At 47.3% G+C, this 243-nt stretch carries 1 protein-coding gene; it reads left to right on the top strand.

Annotated elements, in window-relative coordinates; genetic code table 11:
* Window positions 1–218: hypothetical protein (locus QP437_RS10340; RefSeq protein ID WP_285267776.1), on the top strand; the 218-nt coding region annotated here is incomplete at its 5' end.
* Window positions 219–243: the final 25 nt, after the last annotated feature.

The raw sequence follows: 243 nt of genomic DNA, 5'->3' as shown, positions 1-243 counted from the left end.
ACTGGGACGACTTCCTCAAACAATCCCCCGTCAACTGGGACATTCTTTTCACGCCAAGCGATACTTTCCATCCACTCACTGAACAAACCAACAAGGAGATAAACAATGTAGACACAACTACCCCTGCAGCAGCGCAAGACGAAGCGCTGCCAAATCTTAATGAGACTTTTTCCTGGTGGGACGAAGACGACAACCAGCAAGACGTTCCACTCTGGTAAACAACCATCCACAAAATTTAAGGAG

The organism is Haemophilus sp. UMB1048 (genome assembly GCF_030218125.1).
GTDB lineage: Bacteria > Pseudomonadota > Gammaproteobacteria > Enterobacterales > Pasteurellaceae > Haemophilus_D.
The sequence above is the reverse complement of the archived record's forward strand: the minus strand, read 5'-3'. Positions and strand labels throughout refer to the sequence as shown.